Raw genomic sequence first — 23,702 nt, 5'->3', positions numbered from 1 at the left:
CAAGATCATCTCAAACCTTGATCAACTTGTGAAACAGGCCCTAGTGCGCTTGGCACTGCCGATGTTGAGCACCGGACTGTTGTCACGGAAGGTCCTGACCAGCCCGGTGCGGTTCCTGGGCCGCAGGTTCCTGTTGCGGGCATTGTGGAATCGCGCGGCCAGCTCTGTGGTGCTGGCTGTGGACAAGGCGACGCACGACGATCGTGCACGGGCCGGGGTGTTCGTTGACGACGTGCTGACCGATGTACCCGCGCACCTGCGACCGGTTCTGGTTCAGTGCAAGGCGCTGGAGGCATTGGGCAGACTGGAGTTCCAAGAAGCGATGGTGCTTTCGGAAGAGGCCCGTGTCCTTGGTGCCGGTGCGCCGGCCGAGATCCGTGGTTGGTGTTCGTTGCAGTCTGGGGATGTGTTGATGGAGGCAGGGCAACACCATGCCGCACAAGCGCGATGGCGTGAGGCATACCGTCTGCTTCACAATCGGCCCAACGCCCGGTACTGGGCGATTCAGGTCGATCTGCGCGTGATCGAGTCACTCACCGCCGAGTTGACGGACACCGAACGATGTCTGGGTGGGCTGCGACGGCTCTACCGGGTACGTGTCGGCGCGGTGCGCGACGGCGATTTGCCTTTGCTGGACAAGACAGAGATGTATTTGTTGCGCTTGATGAACCAAGCCGGCAACGCGGTCGGGGTCGTCGAACATCTGACACGGCAACGCGAGTACGACGAAGGACTGGTACCGATCGGGGACCGGGTCGCCGACTATGCGGCGCGGGCCCTGCTACTGGCGACCCTGTATCTCGATATCGTGGAGAATCCCGAGCGGTATCCGGACACGACGCGGGTGGACGAAGCAGGGCAGCGCACTCGCTACCACCATGCGGCCACGCTCATGGATGAAGCCCTGCGACACTTGAGCCGGGCGACGGAACCCGTACTGCAAGCCCAGGCTTACGCTGTTCTCGCCCGTGTCCAGGCAGCGACCGGGCTGTCGGCCGACGCTTTGGGCAACGCGTTGGAAAGTCTCAATGTCGTTCAGCGCGTGCGCTACCAACTGCCGACGAGCGGATGGCGCGCTCGATGGGTGGCCGCGCACGCGCACACCTATGCGCTCGCCCTGCAGCTCGCGGCTGATAGTGATCCGGCACTTGTCGCCGAATTGCTGGAGGCCGTGCGCGCCCAAGCTGTTCCGGTCGAAGCGGGTTTGGAGGGCAACCTTCTGCGTTCGGTGTTCGACTCTCTCGTCGCGACCACACATGTCCCTGGCAGTGTCGTCGCTGGCGTTACATGGAACGGGGAGGAGCTAACAGAGGCAAGGGCACAGAGCTCACGCACAGTCGACGAGATGCGATCGCCCGAGTCCATGGCGGGGTGGTTCGACCGTGATGATCGCGCTGACGGGATGTATGACGTTGACCGCGTCGGCGAAGACGCGGATCGCGATCCTGTCCCGACTGACCCGCTGCGAACCGACGTCACCATCTTGGTCGACCAGGCCTCATGGATCGGCGGTGACCAGGCCACAGCTCTCGATCTGGATCATGAGTTGACCACGATGGCGCCCGGTGGCTGGTATTGGAGCTTCGCCCGTGTCGGCGACTGGATCTACCATGCCGTGCGCAGCCCCCACGGGAAGTGGTCAGCTCACCGGCAACCGCACGGTCCGTTCGCTGAGGCGTTTCGTGACCTCGTCCTGCACTTGCCTGTCGAGGTACCGGGCGCAGAGGAGGCCAAGACCAGACTACTGGGCACCGGGCTCGTGGCGGAACATCCCGGTGACGAGGTGGACGCGGGTACCGCCACAGCGAAACAGGTGTGGACCCGGATCCTGGACAACCTCGGCTTCAGTCTGATCCCCGAGGTGCTTTCCGCCGGGCTGACCACCGCCGGCCGTCCTGTGTCGCTCGCCGTCGCGCCGACCGCTTCGCTGATGGTGATACCGGTCTGGGCTCTGCGGATCAGCCCGCTGCGCCGGGTTGCCGACATCGCGGCGGTATCCCACGTTCCGTCGATCGCGCTGCTGGCGCACCGACGGCGACTCGCGATGGAGCAGGAGCCCAGTCCAAGAAAATTGTCCGATCGGGTGGTGGCGATCCTCGCACCGCACCGGGCACCGAACGACCCTTGGCGCCAAGACCTGCCCTATGCGGCGTCGAGCGTTCCGCCACGCGCGGAAGTCGTCACCGGACCGGTGCGCAAAGCCGATCTTGCCGTGTTGCTCGCGCGTCGCCGTGCCCACGATTCGGTCCTGTTCCTGTCCGGGCACGTCGATCCGTCGCCGGACGGTGAGCCCGGCGGAGCCGGATTCCGCTTGGCCGAGAGGGAACTGTTCGGCCTGCGTGACTTCTACACAACAGATCGCGACGCCATCCCTCTCTATCGGATGCCCGACAGAGTCGTACTGGCAGGCTGCGCCAGCCTGGGCGTTTACGGTGAGGCCCCGCAAGGGCGCATGTTGTCTCTTGTGGACGCACCAGAATGGCTTGGCCTCGGTGCGGCCGTGGTTTACGGTGGCGCGCACCACGTGTTGTGCACGCTGTTCCCGGTCATCGACGGTCCGCACACCCAACGCATCGACCTCGCACTCGTGGATGCCATGCGGCACAACATCGATCCGGCTTGGGCTCTACGGGCGACGCAGCTGGCGGAACTTCGGCGCTGGGAGAGCGGAGACGGTTCGTTGCCTGCGGTGTTCCTCGCCTACGTGTACGTCGGGCTGGGTGCTGCCGTGACCCACGGCGCCAATGTCCGGTCTTTCACTCGCGCCTTCGAACGCGTGGTGACTGTCGCCCGGGAACCTGAACCGCGTGCCGCCGACAAGCAGGCACAGTCCCTCGACGCGATTCTCCCGGCGCCTCGCGTTTTCCATCCCCAGTTCAGGATGCTGGCCCGGCATACGCACGACCAAGCGGGAAAGGATGATCGGCTCTCGCCGAACGTCCTGCCGGACGGGAGCGTCGAATTCCACTCCGCGGACGGACGGCTGACCGGGCCGATCGCCGTGCAAGGCGCGACCTGGAACATCAGCGTCCTCATCCCCGAAGCATTGCGTCTGCACAGCGAAACCGAGTGGCGCGTCAGTTCCATGAACCTGGTCCTGACGGACACGCGATTGGTCATGGTCGCCAGTCGGCCTCTCAAAGACGGCCGGAGCTTCGCGGGACACCTGAGGTATCCGTGGATCTGCTCGGTCGGGTTCCGGCCGAAGCAGAGTTTTCTCAACGATTGCGAAATCGTCATCGAAACGCAGCAGGAAGTATCCGAAGGCCTCGACCACTTCAACCGTCTCACGGTCCGCTTCGACAAAGATGTCGACAGCGGCGAACTCGCCAGCGACCTTGTCCGGCGTATTGCCCGTCACCACTTGTCCGTTGGTGATTTACCGGACATTGTCGTGCCCGACTTCACGAGGCTGCTTGACGCCGACAGGCTGCCCGATCCGGACAAGGGCGAGTACGCCGTCTATTACATGCCCGCGTTCAAGCCGTATCCCTACGGTGTCGGATATACCGACGATGTCCTGGAAAGCACGTGGCTCGGTCCTCGTCTCAATGCTCCCAGTTGAAGCGCGCGGAACACTGCGCCTGCCGCAAACCCCATCCGTCCTGATCAAGCACGGTTCGACCGACAGCCGCTCCACCCGCACTCATGGCCTGTCCTGGCCTGCCCTGTTCGTTCGGTCGTTGGCGTCGAAGGACGCGGAGATACTCGCCTTGCGGCACGAGATCGCTGTGCTGCGACGCAACAACCCGAGACCTCGCCTGTCATGGCCGGATCGCGCGGTCTTGGCTCGGCTCGCCCGAATGCTTCCGAGGGCACTACGCGCCCACCGGATGGTCACGCCGGAAACGTTGTTGCGCTGGCACCGCAGGCTGATCGCCGCGCGGTGGCGACAGCAAACCGCCTGGCCATCCGCCGATCGGCGACGAACTGGTCACGTTCATCCTGCGCCTGGCGATGTAGAACCGGACCTGGGGCGCGGTTCGTATCCAAGGCGAGCTGCGGCGCCTCGGTCATCGGGTCGCCGCCTCTACCATCCGCAAGATCCTGCGCGCCAGCCAGATCCCACCATCGACCCACCACGACGACACCTGGCGGACCTTCCTACGCGCCAGGCCGACAGCCTGCTCGGATCGACACGATCCGACGCCGACGGCGTCTCGGCGGACTGCTCAACGAGTACCGGCCCGCCGCGTGAAAGTCCAGGTCAGAACCGGTAACCGAGATTTCGACCAGGACAGTCGTCCACGCACCCAGCGGCGTGTTGTGGTGCCCCTGGGTTCGCCAGGTGGCGGGAACCTCTCGACACCAGCAAAAGCATCGCCAGCGAGCCGCCCCGAAACACCCGAACCATAGCGCGATGAAAGGTCTGCTTGCCGTGCAACAGAACCTCCGGCGATCCTGACCACACATGGTGGAGCAGGAGGGAAACTGGAGTGCGAACGTCGTGAACACAAAGGGCTTCAGGCATAGCTGAAGCAAGTTGACAGTGGAGCAAGGACACGGACACGGTAAGTGTCGACATCGATCCGATTCGACACGAGGTGAGTTTCTTGGCGATGGGGGTAAACCGAGTGCGAGCCGTCCTCGCCACCATCGCGGTCGCAGCGGGCGTCGCCGTGAGCATGCCGGCCGCAGCGCACGCGGACAGCGGGCAGTACTCCTACCTCAGCCGGTCCGGCGCCATCGGCGGGGACTACTACGCCTGGTACCGAGACCTGCCAGCGGAGTTCCACGACAACCTGACCCGGTTTTCCAACAAGACCGACCGTGACATGTGCGTCGCCTACTGGGACCGCGGCACCCTTTACAGCATGCAGACCGTCCCGCCGGGACAAGCCCAGTACACCCAGAACTCCTACCTACCGGACGCGATCGTGGACTGCCGGTACTTCCTCGCGTAACCACTCCACAGTACGGCTGGCTCCTCATGGGATCACGCCATCCGCAGCATCCGAAGCCCGATGATCTACTTCCGGATCGCCAAAGGGAACGACGTTGGCGATCCGGACACTGGCCTCCCGTTCAGCCATGGCGGCTTCGTTCCGCTCGCTGCCAGCGAAGACTTCGTCTCCGCTGGCGCCAGGAACGGGGTGATCCTGCTGCTGTTCATGGGAATGGACAAGGCACACCACGCACCACGGGTGCGGCCGTCTGGTGGCGCCACATGGCTGGGGCCCAGGAAAACCGGACAGCTGACTCTGCTGGACGGCGCTTCGCCGCCTGTGTCCTCCATCTGCCGCGAATCCGCGCTAGGGGAAGCGGAGCGACCCGCGCGGGAGCATCGCACCTGGTCAGCCCCGTGGTGGTTTGGCCGATCCTACCGGTCAAACCACTCACGACGCCCGTGAGGCCAGGCGAGAACACCCCCAAGGTTCTCGCCTGGCGCATTGTTCATTTCAGTGAATGACACGCGGTTCTTGAACCTGGCAGAGACGGCGTGCGGTGTCAACCAATATGAACAGAAACACCGTTACAACAACGCGTCGGTTTGTGCGAAGACGCCGTCCGGCAGTGTCAGGCTGCCGGCGTCGAGGTGCGGTAGAAGCGCGCCACCTGGCGGAAGAACCGGATTTCCGCGTGCACATCGTCGCCGCCGAGTTCGGTCAACTCGGCCAGCGGTTGTTCTTGCGGAGAATCGCCACTTCGCCTACGGCGCAACGACCTTGCGATCAGGTAGGCGGTGACCGCGGGTTCGGCCAGATGGTCGGGAGTCCGTTGCACGGCCACGTGCTCGCGGGCCGCCTGCTGGTCCTCCGGCGACAGGTAGTGGCGCAAGACAAGCATGGCGTCCCGGATCTCCACGACGGCCCGGTAGAGGCGAACCGGGACGGAAAGGGCGATGATCGTGTCGGCCAGCCGGCCGCGGGGTTCATTCAGCGCGACCTTCGGCACCGCGCCGACCATGTCCCGCCACAGCGGCCATAGCCGCCAGAACGTCGTCCGGTCGCTGATCGGCCGGGTGATCGTGCCGTACGCGGGCAGCGCGACGCCGGCCGCCAAGCAGAGCGCCTCGACACCGGTCACCGGTGACAGCAGCGACAGGGCAACCTGCGAGCCGGTGGCCAGATAGGTGACGAACAGGATCCACAAGACGCTGGCGAGACCCATGCCCAGCCCGAACATGAACAACCCGGCGCGCAAGGGTCGCCGGTCGGCTCGCCGGCTGTAGCGCAGGCACACCACGGCGGAAAGCACGCCCGTGAAGAACAGGAATCCGAAGTAGATAGCCCAGTACGCGGCCGGTGGTCCCGGGAGGGTGACGGTGTTGCGGGTGTGCGGCGGCGCCGTCACGTCGAGCACCAGCAACGCCGCCATGACCGCGGGGGCGAGGACGAAAATCCACCGCTGGTACCGCCGGTACTCCGCGGCGGACAGGACGAAGTACAGCACCGCGGCGGAATCGAAGGTGGCGAACAACTGGCGGATCACGTCCACCGTGTGGGCATTGCCGACAATGTGTTGCAGCACTGCTATGACGTCGTCCAGCCGCAGGGTCATCGCGATCGCGATCGCCGCCATCGCGAACCACAGTGCACGCTGCTGCCGGTGCCGCAGCGCTTGCGGTGCGCGAAGAACCGTGACGACGTACATGCAAGCGATGCCGAAGACTTCCAGAGTCATCAAGCGCCCTTTTGATCGGGACCGAAAGCCAGCCAAGCATACTCATAGCGTGAACAGTCGTGCTGTACTTGTAACCGGTGCCTCCGGCGGAATCGGCGCCGCCATCGCGCATGCCTTTGCTACCAACGGCGATCGTGTGATGGTGCACTACGCGGCGAGCCAGGAGCGCGCGGAGGCCACCGTGGCCGAATTGCCCGGTGCCGGACATCAGCTGTACGGGGCCGACCTCACCGACGCGGACCAGGCGCGCGCCCTGGTCGAGGCGACGGTGGAGCAGTTGGGCGGGGTGGACGTCCTTGTCAACAACGCCGGGATCGCCGTGCCCCTGCATCCGATCCTCGATTGCTCGTATGAACAGTGGCAGGCGGGCTGGCAGCAGATTGTCGCGGTCAACCTGATCGGACCGGCCAACGTCACCTACTGCGCCGTTCAACACATGCGCGACCAGGGTGGACGGATCATCAACGTGGGGTCGAGGGCGGCCTTTCGCGGCATGCCAACGGTTCCGGCTTACGCCGCGACCAAGGCGGCCCTGCAAGCCTTCGGGCAGTCGCTAGCCGTAGCTCTCGGCGACCGTGGCATCGCCGTCACGGCAGTCGCACCCGGCATCGTCGATGCTGGCATGGCGCTGCCCGTGCTCGACGGGCCTGCCGGTGAGTCACTGCGCGCGCAGAGCCCGTTGGGCCGGGTCGGCACCGCCGAGGAAGTAGCCGAAGCCGTGCTGTATCTGGCTTCCCCACAAGCGGAGTTCGCCAGCGGTACCGTCCTGGACCTCAACGGCGCGTCGTACCTGCGCTAGGGCGTGTTTCGAATGTCCCGGTCGATGAGAGGCAGGATCGGGGTGGTTCCTGGCGACGCCGCGGTGACGCCGCGAATACTGGTTGTCTTTGGGCGTTGCCGCGGTGGCGTCAGGGGCCGCATCCGGCCTGGCTATCGCGATCGGGCATTTGAAACACGCCCTAGTGCCCGGTGCGGTGGTAACCGATCCCTTGCTCCAGCCCGGCGAGCATGCCGGTGAAGGGTGTCGGGGCAGGCAACCGGCCGATCGACTCGAGCACCAGCGTGGCGACCATCTCTGCTTCCCTTTCCTGGTAGTTGGTATAGCTGGTGCGGGTCAGCGCACCGTGCACGATGGCGGGATCGACGGGATCGCCCGGCTCCGCGGACACCGCGGTTTCCGACAGCGCCGGCATCGCATGGCCACACAGCATGTGGCCGATCTCGTGCAAGATGATGTGTTCCTGGTGGAACGGGCTGGTTTGCCGCTCAACGAAGATGTGGTCGGCGACGTCAGTCGCCAGCCACATCCCGCACGGCGCGCCTTCCACGTCATCCAACTCGGGCATGGGATGCAGGTACAGCCGACGGCCGCGATGTTCGGCGATCACCTCGCACATGGCCTCCGCGGAGAACGGCGTCGGTATCGGGATCCCGCGGAGCAGTCGCAGGCACTGGCCGCGCAGCTGGCGCTGTCTCATCACCGAGGGCTCCTCACCCGGTCCCATCACGTGACAACGGGCAAAGCCCGGATTACGCCGGCTCCGCGCCATCGCCAGAGTCGAGTTTCTCGATCTCACGGGCTCGTTCGACCATTTCAAGAATAGCCCGCTGGCTCTTCTCGGACAGCCCGTCGGACCGCAGAGCGATCATACGAACACCCCGGGCCCGGAGTGCGGCGGCGAGCTCCATGTCCTCGTTGGTGACCTCGTGATCGAGGAAATAGGCCGGCGGCTTGCCGAAGAATTTCGCCAACGCCTGCAGGCGCGGGCCGGTCGGGTTTGCCCGCTGACCGGTGCGCAACATCCACAGGTAGCCGGTGGAGATGGACAGCCCCGTCTCGTCGCGGATCGCCTTGGCGATCGCCGCGTTGCCAGGCGGTTTGGACGCGCTGCGCCACCGCTCTTCAATCAAGGCGTTGATCTTGGCAGCGACCGAGCCGTGATCTGCCGACCTCATGAGATGTCCAACTCCAGTCCCCACGTTCACTGGAATGAATACCGCGCCAAAGTGTAGCAGGGTCAGCCATCGGGCTCACCTTCGTCGCGCGGTAGGAGGTCATATGACGGCCGCCGCATTGGGCCTTCCAAGGCGTGCCGACGGCTGCAACCACGGCTCGGTCACGACGCTATTCGGCTGGCCGACGCCACCATGGCCGACGTGATCACCCTTGCTGTCGATCAACCGCAACTCCGGACCCGAGCGGCCACACGCCGCGCCCTGGCAAGTAGTGCATATCGCCGAGCCGAGTACCAGCAACACTACAACCAGCGCTGGCCCCACCAAGCCCGAGAACAACGATCACCCGATTCCCACCAGTGTCCCGGCACGAGGCGTGAAGCCGTTGCCATCAAGTCACGTCGCACTACCGTCCTCAATGGACTTATCAAACGAGCACCCATTTGACTCCCGCTCCGCCACCACAGCCGGACGCAACGTTGTCCACTCTCAACAGTCGCCTTGCCTTACCACAGCGCAGGCTGGCCCCGAGTGCAGTAGCGAAGCAGCCTACCGGACACATCGCCGATGTCGCTGAAGTCTGCAGCGCGGGTTTCGAACGCCCGTAATCCCAGCAGGCCTAGCATCGCCACCAACGCGGAGTCGAGCCGATTGGCCGATATCCCCAGAGTGATGCGGAGCGCCCGGGGTTTTACCTCCGCCCCGGTGTAGCGCACGAGCAGCTACAAGTTGGTGCCCGTCAGGACGCTTACAACGATCACCGCAGCGAACAGCGTCGCAACCGCCTCGTTCCATTCAGCAATTACCTTGCACCAGCAACTGACGCGACGTCAACACCGCCAGCGCTACTTTCTGTCGCGGATTGTGCACAGCTCGAGGATGTCGCGGCGTCCCTCGCAGGTGACCGCCAGCGCGACGTAGATCGGCCGGTTGGCCACCTGCCCGTCGCGCACCTTGACATGGATGGCATCGATGAAGACCACGGGATAGACCGGGTCGAGGGGCCGGTTCTGCCACTCGACCATGCCCTCGATCACCTTGTCGGTGATCGTGGAAATAGTCTGCCGAGACACTTCCGCGCCGTACACCTCGGCCAGATGCGCGGAGATCTCCCCGGTGGTCAGGCCTTTAGCGGCCAGCGAGATCACCATCTCGTCCACCCCGGTCAGCCGTTTCTGCCGCTTACCGACGATCTTGGGCTCGAAACTGGCATTGCGGTCACGCGGCACGGTGATCTCGACCGGCCAGACATCGGTCAGCACCGTCTTCGACCGAGTGCCGTTGCGGGAGTTACCGGTATTACGACCGGCCGGGTCGTGCTTGTCATAGCCGAGGTGATCGGTCATCTCCCCGTCCAGCGCCGACTCCAGCAACCGTTTCGTCAGCTGCTGCAGCACCCCCGCCCTCACCGATCAGCTGCAGCCCACCGGCCTTCGCCCGGCCGACCAGCTGATTGATCAACTGCTCGTCCACCCCATCCAGCCCAGCAGCAGGCTTCAGGTTCTCGGCATCCTCAGCGTTCGGCACGCCGGACATCATGTCGCTCATCAGGTGCATCTCCAAGATCAGGAGTTACACCACTCGATCCAGTCCCGCCATTGCGTCTACGATGCAATGTGTCTTCGGAATGCGATGCGGCAGCGTGTCCCTGCCAGTAGTATGCAAAGCGGACTCTGGATAAATGCCGCATGTCTGCAGCAATCTCGGGAGAGCAGTTCGCCGCGAGAGAGACAGTCATGCGAGAATCTTCAGCGCCCTATGTAGCCGCCGTCACGGTCGCGGTCGACGTGTTCGCTCTGGTGACCACGGAGTTCCTTCCCCTGGCCCTGCTTCCACGGATCTCAGCGGACATCGGCGTGACCACAGGGCAAACCGGCCTCATGGTGAAGGTCCCCGGGCTGACCGCAGCATCGGCCGCGCCGGCCATCATCGCTCTCGCCTGGCCGGATGGGTCGGCGGATCGTGCTGTGTGTCCTGATGGGATCGCTGCTGGCGTCGAGTGGTGTCGCGGCGACCGCGCGACCGGGTTCGCGTTCGAGGGACTGCTGGCCGGCCGGGTCCTGCTCGGGATCGGCGTCAGCGGATTCTGTGCCGTGGGCGGTTCGCTCGGCCCGCGGCTGCGGCCGGAGGTTGTTCGGGCGACATCGATCATCTACCCGGAAATCTCCGCAGGTGCGGTCGCAGGCCTACCCGCAGGCGCTCTGCCCGGCAACATTGCGGGCTGGCGTCTGGCATTCGTGGCGACGCCCGTTCTCGCGGTTGGGGTCGTAGCGGCGCGCCTGGTCTTCCTGCCGCCGATCCCGGCACAGCCAGGCTCAGGAATCCGCGCAGTGCCACGCGTGCTACGAGTGGTCTACATCGGACTCATCGCGACTTTTCTCGGTTGGGGCGGGAACTTCGCCGCGTACACCTACACCGCGCCAATGCTTGCCACCTCGGCGCACATCGAGGGCGCGGAGCTGAGCGCGGTCCTGCTTGCTTACGGCATCGCGGGATTCGTCGGGGCGATGGTCAGCGGATGGGCGATTCAGCGTGCCGTGCGTGGCGCGGTTGCCGGGAGCGCGAGTCTGCTCGGTGCCGCGGTGCTCGTTCTGGCCGGGTCGAATCCGGCGGTCGCGATCGTTTCGGTGATGGCGTGGGGATTCACGTGGGGTGTGCTCCCGATCGCGATGCAGACCCTCATGTTCGATGCTGTCCCTGATCACCCGGAGAGCGTCACCGCCGCGTTCGGCTGTCTCGCTCATGCCGGGCTTGGTACCGGCGCACTCGTTGGCGGGTTGCTCACCGACCACATCGGACTGCTCAGCGCGCTGGTCACCGGTGGGGTTTGTACCTGCTCGGCGCTTTTCTCATCGGGACAGCACGAATCAACCTCGCAGGAAGGGGCAGTTGATGGCACAGCAGGAAATGCGCTTCGACGACGACGTCGTCATCGTCACCGGTGCGGCACGCGGCCTTGGCCGTGAGTACGCATTGGCGTTCGCCGCACGAGGGGCGAAGGTCGTGGTCAACGGCCTGGACGCGGCAGCAACACAGGCTGTCGTCGACGAGATCCGTGCAGCCGGCGGCAGCGCCATTGCCCACGCACGCAGCGTCGCCGACGAAGAAGGCGCGAAAAGCACTGTCGCCGCAGCGGTGTCCGCGTTCGGCACGGTCACCGTGCTGGTGAACAACGCGGGCATCATGGACAACACTCCGTTCGCGGACGTGACTGTCGAGCAATGGAAACGCATGGAGGCTGTCACGCTGGATGGCACGTACTACATGGCCGACGCGGTGTGGCCGATCTTCCTGGCCAACCGGTACGGCCGGATGATCAACACCACCTCCAACGTCGGCTACGTCGGCATGCCGACGGCCGTGCCGTACGGCGCTATGAAGATGGGTGTCGCGGGCTTCACCAAAGGACTCGCGCACGAGACCGCGGACCTCGACATCCGCGTGAACGCGATCGCGCCCCTCGCCGTGACCCCGATTCAACCGCGATGCCTTCCTGGACAAGGACGCCGTGACCACAGACGACTGGCAGGCCGACATCCGTGAAGGCCGCACACCCGTCGCCCCACCCGCGGCTGTAGCGCCAACAGCGCTGTGGCTTGCCCATCGGTCCACAAAGGTCAACGGCGAGATTTACAGCTCCTCGTCAGGAAAAACCGCCCGCGTGGCCATTGTGGTCGGTGAAGGTTACATCAACCCCGACCACACGCCCGAAGACATCCGCGACAACATCGACACCGTCCGGGCCCTTGGCGACTACTTCGAACCACAGACGGCGTTCGACGAGGTCGAACTCGTCGCGTCGCACTTCCGGCAAAGCGCCTCGAAAGCAACCAGCTAACACCTATCGCAATCCGATGCTTGGTAAGGAGTGGACAGTGAAGTTCACGACAATCAATCCGGCCACCGGTGAGCTCGTCATCGGATTGCAGCGGGAATTCGGTGACGAGCTCACCGGTGGCCGGATTGATCGTAACGAAACTCATCGTCCACTCCTTACAGGGCAGCGTGCCGGTTGGGGCTCCCGTACAGTGCGATAGGCGTATCGGGAGGGCACATGAAGAGTGTGATTCAGTGATCCGTGTTCATCCTGTCCCTGTTGGACATACACTTACCCGGCGACGGCTGACTGTTGCGCGTCGTCGAGCCGATTACGGTACGTTTCCTGCAGGCCGCGCACGCTTACAGCGGTCAACCCGAGCGCGCAAAACATAATGCCGACCAGTATTTCGACGCCTCTCGTCGCGGCGAGTAATGCCGCCGCGACGAGAGGCGCGGGCCCGCTCCACAACGCGCCGGAGATCTGATAACTCAGGGAAATCGCGCTGTACCTCATCCGGGTGACGAACTGTTCGGCGAGGAAGGATGCCAGCGTCGCGTGCATCGGCGCGTGCCCGCACACCAGCATCAAGCTGATCCCAGCCGTCACCGAACCGAAATCGCCGGTGTCGACGAGCCAGAACATCGGGTACACCAGCATGGCCGCGCAGATGGCACCGTCAAGGAAGACCTGACGTCGCCCGGTCCGGTCCGATATCGCCGCCCAGCACGGGATGGCTATCAGGTCGAGCGTCGCCGCGATCAGCAACGCGGCCAGACTCTCCGTGCGAGAGATGCCCACGGTGTCCCGCGCGTACGTCAGCACGTACACGGTGGTGACGTAGAACGCGATGCTCAGCAGGGCCTGGCTGCCGATTGTGAGGAGTGTGGTCCACTTGGCGTGCTTGAAAACCTCGAGGAGTGGAACACGTGCCTGCTCGGACCGTTGCTTCACCCAGACGAATGAAGGTGATTCTTCGACGCCGAGCCGGATGAATAGCCCAACGAGGACAACCACGATGCTGGCAAGGAACGCGATACGCCATCCCCAGGCCAGTAACGCCTCGTCGGACATGGTGCCGGACAGCAGTGCGAAGACACCGGTCGAGGCGATGAGTCCTAATGGGACGCCCAGCTGCGGGAGGCTCTCGTACAAGCCACGCCGCCCTTCCGGCGCATGCTCGACGGCCATCAACACCGCGCCACCCCACTCGCCGCCGGCGGCGATGCCCTGCACCAACCGGAGCAAGACGAGCAAAATCGGCGCCCATACCCCGATCGTGGCTGCCGTGGGCAGCAGTCCGACCAGGGCGGTCGCGACGCCCATCAGCAGCAGGGTGACGATCAGGACGCTCTTGCGCCCAACCCGGTCACCGAAGTGACCGAACAACACGCCACCGACCGGCCGCGCCAGGAATCCGACGCCGAGCGTCCCGAGTGACACGAGCGTGGCAGTCGACGGGTCAAGACCTGGGAAGTACAGCTTGTCGAAGACCAGTACGGCGGCCTGACCGTAGATGAAGAAGTCGTACCACTCGATCGTGGTGCCTGCCAGGCTGCCGAAGGCCGCGCGCTTGCACTGGTTCATCGCGATTCGTCCCTGTGCCACACGACGGTCGAGTGGATGCCGGCGTCCGGATCGGACAGTGCGGCCGCACGCAGGACGATGTTCATCTCGGTGCTGAACCTCGGTCCTGGCATTCGCCCGAGTGGACGCAGCTTGCGCGGGTCCGGCTTGCAGTCCTCGGCCACCAGCCCGTCACGGAAATGCGCGTAGACGACCCTGCCGAGCACCAGTGTGCTGGCGCCGAGATCGATGGCCGAATGCAGGACGCATTCGAAACTCACCGGCGCTTCGCCGATCCGCGGCGCCGCGACTCGGTGGCACGGCAGCGCGGTGAGTCCGGCGGCGTCGAACTCGTCGACGTCCGGCTCGTACTCGATAGAGGTCAGAACCAGCTCGTCGATCAACTCCGCCGTGGGTATGTTCACCACGAACTCACGGCTGCGCCGCACGAACGCCAACGTGTCCTTGACGGCCTTGCCTTGGACCAATGGTTTCGACACCGAGAACGCCAGCATCGGCGGGTCAGTGCAGACGATGTTGAAGAAGCTGAACGGCGCGATGTTGGACATGCCTTCCAGCGATCGGCACGACACCCATGCGATCGGGCGTGGCACCACGCTGCCGCACAGCAACTTGTAGTTCTGGTGCGGTGTCAACGTGGTGACGTCGTACCCGATCTTCGAGCTGGATGTCTGCGTCATCGCTGCCTGGCAACGACTTCGATCTCGATCGCCGCCTCGCGGAACGGTGACGTGTCAATGATCGGCACGAATGTGGTCGGCGGCAGGATTGAGCCGAAGAACATCGTGCCGACTCGTTCGACTGTCGCCATCTCGCTGGCGTCCTTCAGGTACACGGTCTGGTGGATCACGTCCGTCAGATCAAGTTCGTACGCCTTGAGGTACTCGGTGTGCAACTGATAGACGTACCAGGCCCTCGCGCGCATTCCGGTGTCTTTTTCCACGTGCCCGAAGGACAGCCGGAGACCTTCGTCGGACAGACCCGTGTTGTGGTCGATCAGCCGCCGGTCGGCCCCGTCGATGGGAACCTCGCCCGAGGTGAACACCAAGTCGCCGCCCTGCACGGCGCCGACGTAAAAGCGGGCGATGTCCGCCTGTGGCAACCGGACTTCCTTCACGCCGCCGTGGCCGCGTGGCGAATAGGCGACGCTTTCGTATCCGACGTGCGCTCCCGGCTCGGTAAGTCCGCCGATGCTCAGGCCGGTACTGGCCACCAGCCGCTTCTCGTTTTGCTCCGACAACGCGTTGCGCACGAGCACCGCGGGACCGTAGTTGCGCATCGAATCCGCCAGCCAGCCGTTGACCTTCAACACATCCTCGATGCCGCCGCCGGCCGCCTCGAGTGCCGCGTCCATCCGTTGAAACAGCGTCCACGACTGGTGCAGCACCTCAGCTCCCTTGGGAGTACTGAATTCCAGTCCGGCGAGGTGTTCGGGCAACTGGCCGAGCCGGGACCGTATCTCCAACGGCTCGGCGCCAGTGGTGTTGGGGACGAAGACGTAGTCACCGGCGCGTGCCGCGGTGTTGCCGTTTCCGTCGTCGACGTATTCGACTCCGCTCGCACCGGTGTACGCGACGGCGTCAAGATAGACCTCGACCTGCTCGTCCAATCCGCTGGAGGAAACCAGGACCACGCTGATCGCCGGCCGGTGCCCGTCAAGACGCTCCCGCACGACACGGTTGATGACAGCGACATTCTCGCGTTCGGCGACGAACAACCGCAGCCGCGCGAGCGATCGGATGTCGAGGCCGTAACTGCCAAGCACCGCACCGAGTTCGTCGAAGATGTGGTACGCCTGCGCCGCGGCGGGCTCCTCGGGCACGTCGATGAGCATCTGGTTGTGCCAGACACTCTTACCGTCGGCCGCGACCTGGTCGAACGACCGGACCAGCGCACCTGACGGAAGGTGCGGGGTGATGCCGCCGATGAAGACCAGATCGGCCGCGGTGTCGGCGATCTTGCTGTACGGGCCGATCAGCCTGGCCCGGCCGTCGGCTGACGTCGTTACCCCGGCTGTTTCCTGCTTCCCCATGGGGATTTCTCCTTTTACTTGTTCGCAACGTCTTGCGGCTCAACGGCAACAGTGGGACCGGTGGCAAAGAGATCACGCTGGAAGGAATCGGTGATCGTGCGGACGGCGAAGAAGCTGATCACCGCGAGCACGGCGAGGTAGGTGGCCACTGGCCAGCTTTGCCCGGTTGCCAGCACCAGTGCCGCCATGATCGTCGGCGCGAACCCGCCTGCCACCACCGAGGCGATCTGGTAGCCGAGGCTGGCGCCGGAGAAGCGCACCTCCGCGGGGAACATCTCGACGAACATCGCGCCGAGCGGACCATACATCGAGGAGTGGATCACGTACGCGATCACCAGACCGAGGCCGAGCAACCACTTGTTTCCCGTATCGGCCAGGAGGAACGCCGGGAACACCCAGATTCCCATGGCGACGGTCCCGGTCAGGAACAGCTTCTTTCGTCCAATGTGGTCACTGAGTAGACCGAACAACGGCAGAGTGATGACCTGGATGAACCCCGCGCCCATCACGAGCGCAAGCACGGTACTGCGAGGCAGCCCGACTACGCGGCTGGCATAGTCGACCATCCCGGTGGTGAGCGCGTAATACGCCGCGCTGCCAACGAGGAACGCGCCCGCAGCCTGGATTACTGCCTTGCGGTGTATTCTGAACACCTCGACCAGTGGCTTGCGGACAGCCATGGACTTGGCGCCGCTCGCGGCCCGCATATGAAGGAAGACAGGGCTTTCCTCGATCCGGCGCTGCACGTACATGCCGAACAGGACAACGATGAACCCGCCGAGGAACGGAATCCGCCAGCCCCACGACCGGAAGTCCTCATCGGACAGCAGGGCGGACATCAACAGGAAGATGCCATTGGCCAGCGCGGCACCGAGACACAGACCCAACTGGGTAAGGCTGCCGTAGAAACCTCGTCGTCGCACGGGGGCGTGTTCGGTCAGCAGCAGCACGCTGCCAGCCCACTGGGCACCGACCGCCAGTCCTTGGATGAGCCGAAGCACCACCAACAACACCGGGGCAAGCACTCCCGCCGAAGCGTACGTGGGCAGCACACCGATCAGCGTGGTCGCGGCGCCCATGACCACCATGGCCAGTACCAACGTCGGGCGCCTGCCCCAGCGGTCACCGAGGTGACCAGCGATGATCCCGCCGATTGGCCGGGCCAGGAAACCGACTGCGAGCGTCCCAAAAGCCGCGATGGTGCCGATCGCCGCGTTCTGTGCCGGGAAGAACAGGGGACCGAGCACGAGAGCGGCGGCCGTTGTGTAGATATAAAAGTCCAGCCATTCGGCTGTCGTCGCAGCTACCCCGGCCACCGCGATGCGCCGCATCGCACGTGGTTCTCCCCGGTGTAGCGGCGTCGACGCTGACGCGGTCATGGGCACACCTCCTGGCGAGCAGGTCAAGTGGTTAGCCGCTCGGCTGGCCCATGGGGACAAGTCCCTCGCGATCGTGCGGGCTAGGCCCCAAGCGCCCTCGTAGTGTCAGGAACGCCCTTGGCAATGTCAAGACACTGTCTCATTATCGTCACCCAAGATAGCCGAGACGCCGAGACAGCCGCCGCGCACCATCAGCGACCGCGTGACCGACCTTGTCGATGGGCAGCAGATCAAGCCGGTACCCGGGCAGGCTCAACGTCACCGCACCAGCGCAAGACCCGCTCGCGTCGAAGAACGGGGCCGCGATGCCGGCGCCGTTGCGTATCCAGCGCCCGTGACTGACCGAATAGCCCAGCTCACGGTCACGCTTGAGCGTCTCGCGGTATTCGCCGATATCGGTGATGCTGCTCGGCGTGTAGCGCTCGAGACCCTCGGCAAAGACGAGTTCGACCTCGCTCTGCGGCATCCCCGCCAGGATCGCGGCACCCGCGGAGCCGGTGGTCAGCCGAAACGGTTTGCCCAGTTCAAGCACGTACCTGATGGTCTGGTCGCAGTCGATCTTGTCCCGGAAGACCAGCCGGTGGTGCTGCCGGACGGCGAGGTAGCACGACTCGTTGTACGTGTCGACGAGCTCTTGCATGATCGGCTTTGCCGCGTTCGACAGGCTGTCCCGGTCGCGCAGCACCGCCACCAGCGAGAACAGGCGGTGCCCTGTCGAGTACACGCCTCGCTCGCCGGTCTGTTCGACCCAGCCGAGTTCTTCGAGCTGGGCAAGGATCCGGCTGACAGCGCTGCGATCGATCCCGGTCAGCCGGGCCGCTTCCCGGACACCGACTCCCCCTTCGTGCTCCGCGACCAGCTCAAGCAGCACGACCGCACGGTCAAGGACACCGGGACGACCTGGGCCCGCCCGGTTGTCGTCCGACCGGTCGCGCACTGCGGCACCACTCTCCTCAACTGTCACGTGACTTCCTCTCCCTGTCGAACGTATGCCAGACAGTGTCTCACTTAGAGCCTTGACATGGCGAGAGCATCATGCAATTTTCGAGACACAGTCTTGCTGTTCGAGACACATGGAGGCGTGGTGGATCTCGACAAACTCAACGTCCGCGACTTCCTTGAGGAGGCCGCCGCACGCAACCCGGACCAGCCGTACCTGATCTGGCAGGACCAGGAACAGACCTACGCGGACTTCGTCGCCGAGGTCGACGCCGCCGCGGCAGTCTGGCGGGAGCTGGGCGTGCGCAAGGGGGACCGCGTCGCCTTCATGGCCGACAACTCGCCAGGATTCCTGCACGCCTGGCTCGGCCTCGCCAAGATCGGCGGCATCCTTGTCGCGATCAACACCGGGTTCAAGCTGGCCGAGGCCGGTTATCTTGTCGAGCATTCCGAAGCGGTCGCCGCGCTCGTCGACCCGCGACACACCGGGTTCTTCAACACGATCCAGCAGACCGCGCCGTCACTGCGGACCGTATCCACCCTTGGCGCGGCCGACGGCGGGTTCAGCGATTTCACCACGGCCATGGCCCAGGTCGACCGTGCCCCGGGTGCCACAGTGGACCTGGCCGGCGACGACGTCATCTCGCTCATCTACACCTCAGGCACCACCGGCAGGCCCAAGGGCGTCATGCAGACGCACCGCAACTACGTGCTGACCGGCCAGGCGTATCCGTACTGGATGGGCATGAACAAAGGCGACCGCATTTACGCCTGCCTGCCGTTGTTCCACATCAACTCGCAGGCGTACTCCACCATGGGCGCCATCGGCGCGGAGGGCGCCATCGTCCTCGCGCCTCGGTTCAGCGCCAGCGGGTTCTGGCCGGAGGTGCGCAGGCACCGGGTCACCGTCTTCAACTTCATCGGCGCCATGGCCGTGATCATGAGCAAGAGCGAGCCGTCACCGTCTGATTCGGACAATGAGGTGCGCGTCGCGTACGGCGTGCCAGCACTCCCCCAGCACGTCCGGGAAGAGGTGGAGCAGCGATTCAAGCTGGACTGCGTTTCCGGTTTCGGGATGAGTGAGACGACATACGGCCTGCTCGAACCCCGTGACGTACCACGCAAGCCGGGCACGATGGGCATCCCCCGGCACCACCCCGACCCGTCGGTGCCCAGGACCGAAGCGCGTGTCGTCGACAAGAACGGCAACGAGGTCGGCCCGCGCGAAGTGGGCGAACTGATCGTGCGGAACGCCGCGATGATGCGTGGGTACTTCAGGGATCCCGAACGCACCGCGGAAGCGCTGCGAGACGGCTGGCTGTACACAGGGGACAGTGCCTGGCGTGACGAGGACGGCTGGTTCTACTTCGTCGACCGGGTGAAGGACATCATCCGCAGGCGTGGTGAGAACGTCTCCTCCCTTGAAGTCGAGCAGACGCTCGACGCGCACCCGGCCGTCCGGCAGGCCGCGGTGATCGGTGTGCCCTCCGACCTGCTCGACGAGGACATCTGCGCGATTGTCGTCGCGCAGCCCGGCACGACACCGACCGCCGCCGAACTCATCGAGTGGTGCACGCAACGGCTGGCCCGCTTCAAGGTTCCGCGTTACATCGAGTTCGTCACCGAGATTCCGATGACCCCGACCGCCAAGATCGAAAAACACCGGCTCCGCAGCGGCGACTACGCCCGCGGCGAACGCTTTGACATCGGCGAGGCCGCCACCCGGCTGTCCGCATCCCGTAGCTCGGAGGAAGCATGACCACCGTGACCACGCCGGACGTCGAGACCGTGCGCGCACTGTTCGCCAAACACAGCAACTGGGGACGCTGGGGAGCCGACGACCAGGTCGGCACGCTCAACCACGTCACGCCGGAACTCGTCGCGCGCGCGGCGTCGACAATCAAGTCAGGCAAGCGGTTCTCGCTCGCGCTGCCCTTTGACTCCAACGGGCCCCAGCGCGGCGGCATGGGCAGATTCAACCCGATGCACCTGATGTTCCGCGATGGCAACGATATCGCCACCGGAACCATCGTCGACGACTTCTACGGCGGCAATGACCGATACTGTCGCGGCACCGACGACCTCATCATCATGCCACTGCAGTCGGGCACCCAGTGGGACGCGTTGGCGCACATCATGTTCGACGGCAAGATGTACAACGGCTACTCGCCAACCGACGTCACCAGTAAAGGCGCAACGCGCAACGACATCGCACAGGCCGCGGACCGTATCGCCGGACGTGGCGTGCTGCTGGACATCGCACGGGCGAAGGGCGTCGATGCGCTCGAGCCCGGCTACGCGATCACCGCCGAGGACCTCGAAGCCTGTGCCAGCAGCCAGGGAGTCGAGGTGGGCACGGGCGATTTCGTGCTTGTCCGAACAGGACAACTGCAAGCACGGCGTGGCAACTGGGGCGACTACGCCGGCGGACCCGCTCCCGGGATGGGACTTTCCAGCGTGCCATGGGTGGCCGAGCACGAGATCGCCGGACTCGCCACCGACACATGGGGCATGGAAGTGCTGCCGAACGAGACACCGGACGTCTTCCAGCCGCTGCACTGCATCATGCTGGTTGGCATGGGTCTGTACATCGGTGAGATCTTCGATCTGGAGACCCTTGCCGACGACTGCGCCGAAGACGGGCAATACGAGTTCTTCTTCTGCGCACCGCCGTTGCCGTTCAGCCGCGCGGTCGGCTCACCCGTGAACCCGATGGCGATCAAGTGACGGCGCCGAACCCCACTCCGCGCGGTGAGGAACAGGTCTACTTCCAAGCCGCGAAGGAGAACCGGCTGACATACCAGACCTGCGACACGTGCGGGTCAACGGTTTTCTATTTGCGTGCGGTATGCCCGATCTGCGGCAGCGAGACTCTCCGGCTGCGCGACTCCGCCGGCGTTGGCAAGGTCTACAGCTACACGGTCCAGCACCGGGCTGGTCACCCGTACTTTGCTGACAGGACACCGATGACGCTCGTCCTTGTCGATCTCGACGAAGGATTCCGGCTGCTGGCCGACCTTACCGACGCGGACGACGTGACGATCGGGATGCGCGTCGAAGCGGTGTTCAAGGAACTGGACGACTTCACGGTTCCACATTTTCGCCGGGTGAGGGAGTCGAAATGAGCATTCGCGGAAAGACCGCCATCACGGGCATCGCTGAAGTGGACACGTTCCAGACCGATGGGCGCTCACCGGCCAGCCTCGCCGCGGTGGCCTCGAAACGGGCCCTCGACGACGCCGGACTGAAATTGTCCGATGTGGACGGTCTGTTCACCACGTCGTCGTACTACGCGATGCCGACCCTGACGATGAGCGAACACCTCGGGATCAAGCCGAGGTTCACCGACTCGACGGCGCTCGGCGGCTGCTCCTTCGTCGCCCATCTCGGGCACGCCGCCGCGGCCATCGAGGCGGGACTCTGTGATGTCGCATTGGTCTGCTACGGAAGCACCCAGCGCAGCGATCACGGGAAACTGGTCAGCAACGCCGACTGGCTCGCTTACGAGCAACCGTATGGCTTGTTGCATCCCGTTGGGAGCTTCGGTCTCATCGCGCACCGGCACATGGCCCAATACGGCACAACCAGCGAGCAACTCGCCCAGATCGCCGTGGCCGCCCGGAGTTGGGCGCTGCTCAACCCGGACGCGCCATACCCGAAACCACTGACCGTCGACGACGTACTCGGCTCTCCCCTGATCGCCAGCCCACTCCACAAGCTCGACTGTTGCTTGGTCACCGACGGCGGGGCGGCCGTGGTCCTCACGTCAGCCGAACGGGCGCGTGACTTGCCGAAACCGCCTGTGTACCTGCTCGGTACCGGCGAAGCCTCGAACCACCGCAACATCTCGCAGATGCCGGACCTCACAACCACTGAGGCGACCCGAAGCGCGGAACGCGCTATGCGGATGGCCGGGGTCACCCACGCCGACATCGACACGGCGCACGTGTATGACGCGTTCACCATCAGCTTGCTTATCCTGTTGGAAGATCTCGGCTTCTGTCCCAAAGGCGAAGGCGGCCGGTACGTCCAGGACGGCAACATCGCACCGGGTGGCTCGCTCGCCCTCAACACCAACGGCGGCGGCCTCTCGTACACGCACCCGGGCATGCTCGGCATGTTCCTGATCACCGAAGCCGTCCGCCAGTTGCGTGGCGAAGCCGGTGCGCGGCAAAGGCAGGACGCGTCCGTGTCGCTCGTGCACGGCATGGGACTCACCCTCGCGGCCCACGCCACCGCGGTACTCGGAGTTGGGTAATACCAGCAGGGACAGGCTAGAACCAAACCCGGTCGCCATACTTCCCACAGAGCTACATGTTGAGAGGTAACGTATGCGCTTCTCTGTCGCCATTCCGCAATTCGCGACCGACCCGCATGAGGTGCGCCGCTTCCTCCACCGTGCCGAAGATCTGGGTTTCGAGTGCGCGTGGACGCAGGAGCAGATCCTTGGCAGCAAGTCGGTTATCGGCGCCAAGCCGGTGATCAGCCCGCTCGAACTGCTCGCGTACGCCGCGGCCTGTACCGAGCGGATCCGGCTCGGCTGCGCGGTGTTCGTGACGCCGCTGCGCAACCCGGTGCACCTGGCCAAGAGCATTTCCTCGCTGGACCAGCTCAGCGGCGGCCGGATCGACGTCGGCGTGGGGATCGGTGGCAAGAAACAGCCGTTCGCGGCCTTCGACTCCAGCCCGGAACATCTGGTCACCCGCTTCACCGAGGGCCTTGAGGTGATGAAGCGGCTGCGGACGGAGCCGTCGGTCACCTTCGACGGCAAATTCTGGCAGCTTGAAGACGGGCAGATGGAGCCGAAGCCGGTGCAGCGGCCGTACCCGCCCATTTGGTTCGGCGCCAACCACCCGAACGCCGTGCGCCGCGCGGTCAAGCTGGGCGACGGCTTCATCGGCGCCGGATCCGCGACCACCGCCCGGTTCGTGGACCTTGTCAAGATCGCCCGCGAGGCGATGGTCGAGTTCGACCGCCCCGACTTCAAGTTCGCCAAGCGGGTGTATGTGGCCCTTGACGACAACGTCGAACGCGCCCACGCCCGCACGGGCGAGATGCTCGAGTCCTTCTACAACCGCGGCGACATCACCTCGGTCGCGGTTTACGGCACCGCCCATGACGTGATCCGAGGGCTAGGCGAAGTCGCCGACGCTGGCGCAGAGAGCATCGTGCTCAACCCCATGTTCGACGAGCACGAGCAGCTAGAACAACTGATCACCGACGTGATACCACAACTGAGCTGAGGACCTACGCCTTGCAGGATGCGCCACCCCGGGCGAAGCATCCCGGCCGCAAGTTCGTCGAGCGTACGGTCCTCAGTGAAAGTCTGGCTCGGTCGCAAGCCCCGGGATGCGTGCTTGAGGCTCAC

20 protein-coding genes and 1 pseudogene are annotated in these 23,702 nt (G+C 64.7%); 12 read left to right on the top strand and 9 right to left on the bottom strand.

Annotated elements, in window-relative coordinates; genetic code table 11:
• The first annotated feature begins 28 nt into the window (after nucleotides 1-28).
• The 3 genes from LWC34_RS57900 to LWC34_RS04155 all read left to right on the top strand — a co-directional run bounded on the left by LWC34_RS57900 (nucleotide 29) and on the right by LWC34_RS04155 (nucleotide 4,904).
• Complete coding sequence (locus LWC34_RS57900) at nucleotides 29-3,565, top strand: CHAT domain-containing protein (RefSeq protein ID WP_233723067.1); 3,537 nt, start codon at nucleotides 29-31, stop codon at nucleotides 3,563-3,565.
• Nucleotides 3,552-4,220 (top strand): hypothetical protein, encoded by a 669-nt coding sequence (locus LWC34_RS04160; RefSeq protein ID WP_233723066.1) that lies wholly within the window; start codon nucleotides 3,552-3,554, stop codon nucleotides 4,218-4,220. Before LWC34_RS57900 ends, LWC34_RS04160 begins: the two co-directional genes overlap by 14 nt.
• Before the next feature lie 333 nt (nucleotides 4,221-4,553).
• Nucleotides 4,554-4,904: a hypothetical protein gene (locus tag LWC34_RS04155; RefSeq protein ID WP_233723065.1), complete on the top strand. Its 351-nt coding sequence runs from the start codon at nucleotides 4,554-4,556 to the stop codon at nucleotides 4,902-4,904.
• 613 nt (nucleotides 4,905-5,517) lie between these two features.
• Here LWC34_RS04155 and LWC34_RS04150 read toward each other — a convergent pair.
• On the bottom strand, nucleotides 5,518-6,624 hold the full coding sequence (locus LWC34_RS04150) for an MAB_1171c family putative transporter (protein WP_233723064.1): 1,107 nt from the start codon (nucleotides 6,622-6,624) through the stop codon (nucleotides 5,518-5,520).
• Nucleotides 6,625-6,673: 49 nt separating this feature from the next.
• Between LWC34_RS04150 and LWC34_RS04145 the strand changes: the two genes are divergently transcribed.
• Nucleotides 6,674-7,423: an SDR family NAD(P)-dependent oxidoreductase gene (locus LWC34_RS04145; protein ID WP_233723063.1), complete on the top strand. Its 750-nt coding sequence runs from the start codon at nucleotides 6,674-6,676 to the stop codon at nucleotides 7,421-7,423.
• A 160-nt stretch (nucleotides 7,424-7,583) separates the two neighbouring features.
• On the opposite strand, the gene LWC34_RS04140 is transcribed toward LWC34_RS04145, so the two are convergent.
• The 3 genes and pseudogenes from LWC34_RS04140 to LWC34_RS04130 all read right to left on the bottom strand — a co-directional run.
• Nucleotides 7,584-8,102, bottom strand: coding sequence for a hypothetical protein (locus LWC34_RS04140; RefSeq protein ID WP_233723062.1), 519 nt, complete (start codon nucleotides 8,100-8,102; stop codon nucleotides 7,584-7,586).
• A gap of 52 nt (nucleotides 8,103-8,154) precedes the next feature.
• A complete protein-coding gene (locus tag LWC34_RS04135; RefSeq protein ID WP_233723061.1) occupies nucleotides 8,155-8,580 on the bottom strand; it encodes an XRE family transcriptional regulator in 426 nt (141 codons plus the stop codon).
• A gap of 869 nt (nucleotides 8,581-9,449) precedes the next feature.
• Nucleotides 9,450-10,128: pseudogene (locus LWC34_RS04130) on the bottom strand (IS256 family transposase); the annotation flags it as partial.
• A 188-nt stretch (nucleotides 10,129-10,316) separates the two neighbouring features.
• On the opposite strand from LWC34_RS04130, the gene LWC34_RS04125 reads away from it, so the two are divergent.
• From LWC34_RS04125 to LWC34_RS04115, 3 genes are read left to right on the top strand one after another with little or no spacing between them, the layout of a single operon-like run.
• Nucleotides 10,317-11,546, top strand: a complete 1,230-nt coding sequence (locus tag LWC34_RS04125) for an MFS transporter (RefSeq protein WP_233723060.1) — start codon at nucleotides 10,317-10,319, stop codon at nucleotides 11,544-11,546.
• Nucleotides 11,473-12,123 (top strand): SDR family NAD(P)-dependent oxidoreductase, encoded by a 651-nt coding sequence (locus LWC34_RS04120; RefSeq protein WP_233723059.1) that lies wholly within the window; start codon nucleotides 11,473-11,475, stop codon nucleotides 12,121-12,123. Before LWC34_RS04125 ends, LWC34_RS04120 begins: the two co-directional genes overlap by 74 nt.
• Nucleotides 12,089-12,418: a hypothetical protein gene (locus LWC34_RS04115; protein ID WP_233723058.1), complete on the top strand. Its 330-nt coding sequence runs from the start codon at nucleotides 12,089-12,091 to the stop codon at nucleotides 12,416-12,418. Before LWC34_RS04120 ends, LWC34_RS04115 begins: the two co-directional genes overlap by 35 nt.
• A gap of 270 nt (nucleotides 12,419-12,688) precedes the next feature.
• Here the strand turns inward: LWC34_RS04115 and LWC34_RS04110 are convergent, their stop codons facing one another.
• The 5 genes from LWC34_RS04110 to LWC34_RS04090 all read right to left on the bottom strand — a co-directional run bounded on the left by LWC34_RS04110 (nucleotide 12,689) and on the right by LWC34_RS04090 (nucleotide 18,359).
• On the bottom strand, nucleotides 12,689-13,984 hold the full coding sequence (locus LWC34_RS04110) for an MFS transporter (RefSeq protein WP_233723057.1): 1,296 nt from the start codon (nucleotides 13,982-13,984) through the stop codon (nucleotides 12,689-12,691).
• Nucleotides 13,981-14,664 carry a flavin reductase family protein gene (locus tag LWC34_RS04105; RefSeq protein ID WP_233723056.1) on the bottom strand — a complete coding sequence of 228 codons (684 nt, stop codon included), beginning with the start codon at nucleotides 14,662-14,664 and terminating at the stop codon, nucleotides 13,981-13,983. The genes LWC34_RS04110 and LWC34_RS04105 overlap by 4 nt, the downstream gene beginning before the upstream one ends.
• Nucleotides 14,661-16,016 carry a RidA family protein gene (locus LWC34_RS04100; protein WP_233723055.1) on the bottom strand — a complete coding sequence of 452 codons (1,356 nt, stop codon included), beginning with the start codon at nucleotides 16,014-16,016 and terminating at the stop codon, nucleotides 14,661-14,663. The genes LWC34_RS04105 and LWC34_RS04100 overlap by 4 nt, the downstream gene beginning before the upstream one ends.
• 14 nt (nucleotides 16,017-16,030) lie before the next feature.
• Entirely contained in the window at nucleotides 16,031-17,395 is a 1,365-nt protein-coding gene (locus tag LWC34_RS04095) for an MFS transporter (RefSeq protein ID WP_233723054.1), read from the bottom strand.
• Between the two features lie 148 nt (nucleotides 17,396-17,543).
• A complete protein-coding gene (locus LWC34_RS04090) occupies nucleotides 17,544-18,359 on the bottom strand; it encodes an IclR family transcriptional regulator (protein WP_233723053.1) in 816 nt (271 codons plus the stop codon).
• A 120-nt stretch (nucleotides 18,360-18,479) separates the two neighbouring features.
• On the opposite strand from LWC34_RS04090, the gene LWC34_RS04085 reads away from it, so the two are divergent.
• The 5 genes from LWC34_RS04085 (at nucleotide 18,480) to LWC34_RS04065 (ending at nucleotide 23,577) form a co-directional block, all read left to right on the top strand.
• Entirely contained in the window at nucleotides 18,480-20,093 is a 1,614-nt protein-coding gene (locus LWC34_RS04085; RefSeq protein ID WP_233723052.1) for an AMP-binding protein, read from the top strand.
• Nucleotides 20,090-21,061 carry a cyclase family protein gene (locus LWC34_RS04080; protein ID WP_233723051.1) on the top strand — a complete coding sequence of 324 codons (972 nt, stop codon included), beginning with the start codon at nucleotides 20,090-20,092 and terminating at the stop codon, nucleotides 21,059-21,061. The genes LWC34_RS04085 and LWC34_RS04080 overlap by 4 nt, the downstream gene beginning before the upstream one ends.
• Complete coding sequence (locus LWC34_RS04075) at nucleotides 21,058-21,459, top strand: Zn-ribbon domain-containing OB-fold protein (protein ID WP_233723050.1); 402 nt, start codon at nucleotides 21,058-21,060, stop codon at nucleotides 21,457-21,459. The genes LWC34_RS04080 and LWC34_RS04075 overlap by 4 nt, the downstream gene beginning before the upstream one ends.
• The gene (locus tag LWC34_RS04070) at nucleotides 21,456-22,592 is read left to right on the top strand and encodes an acetyl-CoA acetyltransferase (protein WP_233723049.1); all 1,137 of its coding nucleotides are present in this window, start codon (nucleotides 21,456-21,458) and stop codon (nucleotides 22,590-22,592) included. The genes LWC34_RS04075 and LWC34_RS04070 overlap by 4 nt, the downstream gene beginning before the upstream one ends.
• Before the next feature lie 73 nt (nucleotides 22,593-22,665).
• Complete coding sequence (locus LWC34_RS04065) at nucleotides 22,666-23,577, top strand: LLM class flavin-dependent oxidoreductase (RefSeq protein WP_233723048.1); 912 nt, start codon at nucleotides 22,666-22,668, stop codon at nucleotides 23,575-23,577.
• The last annotated feature ends 125 nt before the right edge of the window (nucleotides 23,578-23,702 follow it).

Origin of the sequence: Kibdelosporangium philippinense (assembly GCF_021390435.2) — a bacterium.
Taxonomy (GTDB): Bacteria; Actinomycetota; Actinomycetes; order Mycobacteriales; family Pseudonocardiaceae; genus Kibdelosporangium; species Kibdelosporangium philippinense.
Note: the sequence above shows the minus strand (reverse complement) of the source record. Positions and strands in the feature narration are given on the sequence as shown.